Source organism: Chloroflexota bacterium (genome assembly GCA_034717495.1).
GTDB lineage: Bacteria > Chloroflexota > Anaerolineae > JAAEKA01 > JAAEKA01 > JAYELL01.
The window spans coordinates 16393-20007 of the sequence record JAYELL010000012.1 but is presented as its reverse complement, the minus strand read 5'-3'; the positions used below and the strand labels follow the sequence as shown (position 1 = coordinate 20007).

Genomic DNA, 3615 nt, shown 5'->3' with positions numbered 1-3615 from the left:
ACATATTGCCTCCCCGACTCTCCAAGAACTTCGTGTTTTTCTTGATCGCCAACGAGAGAACTCACCTTGTGGCTGCACTTGTAGTTTTTCTGTAGTTTTTCTGCAGTTTTTCTGTAGATTCTCTGTAGTTTTTGTGTAGTTTTTTTATCGAAAAGTGTGGTAGAATGAGAACCATGGTGAGACTTGAGGCTTGGTAGTCGCCGGGGGAATGCTGTAGGATTGGACATTCCAACAGCATGGGACACCCAACTACTTCACTACATAACTCCAGCACCGTAGCTGGAAGCGGTAGTTAGAACTGGACGGAGAAACACCAGTTCGCCGGGAAAAAGTACAAACTTGTAAGGTAGTTGTCAAATACCGGGTAAGCGACGAAGGCAATGCATGCACTCGGTTAGGCTCAGTCTCACCAACTCGGTTCGATATTGAAAAACCTCCCACAAAGAGCCTTGACATTGTTCTCTGATAAACGGGTCTTTCAAGCTTCCCTTGGTATTATAGCATAATTCCTGGAATCTTTCACAAGCTGTCTTCGCTTCAGGCTGTTCTTCGTTTCGGGGGGAAACGAAGAACCTTCAGCGCTGGAGTTCCTGGAGTTCAGTGTAGACATAGGGTAAAGGCGCCACCCTTGGTCTACACTGAACTCCATAACCCGCCTACCTCGAAATATCCAAACCATGACACTGGTCATTCTCATCCTGGTGTGGGCAGCGGGCCTTTGGTTGGCTCACGGTGCCTGGTCGCTCGGGCTCCTGGGCTGCCACACACCCTTTGCCTACCTCGGCGCAGCGACCGGCGGGCTCATCCTTTTTACCTCGGTTCTGGCCGTACGAAGACCAACCCTCCGCGTTCCCTCTGCCCTGATCCTCTTGCTTCTGCTGGGCATGCTGCGCTACCATCTGCACCCCTTCACCCCCTGCCTGACGCCAGGCGACCTGGCGTTTTACAACGGCACACCCACCGAACCGACCTGGGCAACGATCACCGGCACGATCGTGCGTCCACCTGAAGATCGGGATACGTGGGTGCGTATCAGGTTGCACGCCCAGTCGCTCACCTTGCAGACCGAGGAGATAACGCAACCGGTCACCGGCGATGCACTCTTCAACACAGACCGTTTCCCTGAACTGCAATACGGCGACCGGATCAAGGTCCAGGGTCGGCTGGAAGCCCCGCCCGTGTTCAAGGGTTTCGATTACCGGGCCTACCTGGCTCGCCAGGGCATACACACACTCATCCAGAGACCCAAGGTTTCCATCACCACCCACGGCCAGGGCCATCCCTTCTGGCAGATTCTCTACAACATACGAACCAACGCACAGACCGCCATCGGTCAACTCATTCCCGAACCGGAAGCAGCCCTGCTATCGGGAATCCTCCTGGGTGTTGAAACGGGAATCGACCGCGAACTCTACGATCAGTTCAACTTAACGGGCGTCAGCCATATCATCGTCATCTCCGGCAGCAATATCACCATCATCGCAGGTGTGATGACCGCCCTGTTCGGCCGGTTGCTGGGAAAACGCCGGGCCTTCTACCCGGTCATCGCCGGAATCGTCCTCTATACCCTTCTCGTCGGCGCCGATTCCTCGGTCACCCGTGCAGCTATAATGGGCGGCCTCTACGCCTGGGCTACCTACCTGGGACGCCAATCCACGGCCTTCGTTTCCCTCTTCGTCGCAGGATTCGTCATGACCCTGATCAATCCCCTGGCTCTCTGGGATGTTGGCTTTCAACTGAGCTTCATGGCAACCCTCAGCCTGATGCTCTTCACGCCGGGCATGACCGCATGGTTTGAGGGGTCTTTTGACAGACTGTTTTTTGGAATCGAACGGCGCTTCGCAAGACGCGGCGTCGCGGCGTCGCCGTGTCGCCGTATCGCCCCCTCACCCCTTCCCCGCGCCCCTGAATCCCACCCTCTCCGCGTCGCGCTGCTCGGCTTCCTCAGCGACGCACTGATCGTCACCCTGGCCGCCCAGATCTTGACCCTGCCCCTGGTCGCCTACTACTTCGGGCGCGTCTCCCTTGTTTCCCCCCTTGCCAATCTCCTGGTGCTGCCCGTCCAGCCTCCCATCATGATCTGGGGCGGACTCGCCGTGATCGTCGGTCTGATCTCTGACCTTCTGACCTCTGATCCCCTGACCTCTGTCTCCCTGATTCTCTGGCCGCTGGCGCGATTTCTGATTCTCATCCCCTGGCTGGCCCTGCACTGGACGGTATTGGTCGTGAAAGCCCTGGCCCCGTTGCCGATGGCCGCCCTCAACGTAGATCTCAGCCCCGCAATCCTGTTGGGCTTCTACGGCCTGGTGGCGGCTGCCGCGCTCTCGACCACGCCCTCGCTTCCTTTGCTCGGTTCCCGGCTCCAACGAGTGCGCCAGGGCCTGGCATCCTCAACCTCAACGACCATGGCTGCCGCACTGTTATTTGCCATCTGCTTTTTGTTTATTGCCTCCTCTCGCTCCCTGCCCGATGGCAGGCTGCACGTCCACTTCCTCGATGTGGAGCGGGGTGAAGCCATTCTGATCGAAACCCCCGACGGACAGCAAGTGCTCATCGACGGCGGCTATAGCCCCACCAAATTATTGAGCGCACTGGGAGAACACATGCCCTTCCACGACCGGCAAATCGAGCTTGTAGTGTTGACCCATCCGGGCGACGAGCGCATTGGCGGGTTGGTTGGCTTGCCTGAGCGCTATCGAATCAAACAGGTCCTGCAGACGCCCTTTCCCTATCCGTCGACCAACTACGAGAATTGGCTGAGGACGTTGCAGGAACAACACGTGCCCGTCGCCCATGCCGAGGCTGGCGTCCGCATCCATCTGGGTCACGGCGCAACGCTGGATGTGTTGCATCCCGGGCAGGAGCCTGCTTTCAAAAAGGATGGAGGCGTCGATCTCAAGCCCAACTCACTGGTGCTGCGTCTGAGCTACGGCGTGACAAGTTTTTTGCTGACGGGGGATGTGTCTAAAGAGGTACAGGAGTGGTTGGTGGAAAGTGGTCAGCGGATAGAGTCGACGGTAGTAAAGCTGCCCGACGACGGCAGGCAGGCGGCCTTTTGCGAGGAGTTTCTGATGGCGACGGGGCCGCAGCATGCCGTAGTCTTCACCCAGCGCCAGGATCGCTTTCGAGACCTGTCGGCAGTGGTGGAGGAGGCATGGGTAGCTCTGGTTGGTCCAGAAAACTACCACCGCACCGATCTGGCGGGCACCGTAAGCTTTGCCAGCGATGGCCAGGTCCTGACGCAACTCCTGAAGTGAACCGCAGTGCCAGGCAGATCGTGGCAGTCCTCATTTTCATCGTTGCGGGGATGCTGGTCTTGACGATAGACTCCCGCCTACCTCACGGATCGTCTGCTGACGTCCGCGGGAGTGACGTGGCTAAATGGCCTGTTGCGCCGCGTCCCTACCTCACGGATCGCTTGCTAGCGTGCTGGCGGCGTCCCCGTGTCCTTCGCGCTTCGCGTCCTTCGCGCGCCTTAGCGCCTTCGTGGTCCAAACCCTCCCCGCGTTCGCGAGGATGACCGCGGGAGTGACGTGGCTAAATGGTCCGTCGCGCCCCTCCCCACGGTGCCGTGTCCTTCGCGCCCTTCGCACCCTTCGCGCTTCGCGTCCTTCG

Annotated in this window: 1 protein-coding gene; it reads left to right on the top strand. The window is 58.5% G+C overall.

Annotation, left to right across the window (positions count from 1 at the left end; genetic code table 11):
- The first annotated feature begins 677 nt into the window (after nt 1–677).
- Nucleotides 678–3257 (top strand): ComEC/Rec2 family competence protein, encoded by a 2580-nt coding sequence (locus U9R25_02880; protein MEA3334825.1) that lies wholly within the window; start codon nt 678–680, stop codon nt 3255–3257.
- Nucleotides 3258–3615 lie beyond the last annotated feature (358 nt).

What these genes read in the sequence shown, in the direction of transcription:
- U9R25_02880 (MEA3334825.1), top strand. Translation starts at nt 678, where the DNA reads ATGACACTGGTCATTCTCATCCTGGTGTGGGCAGCGGGCCTTTGGTTG.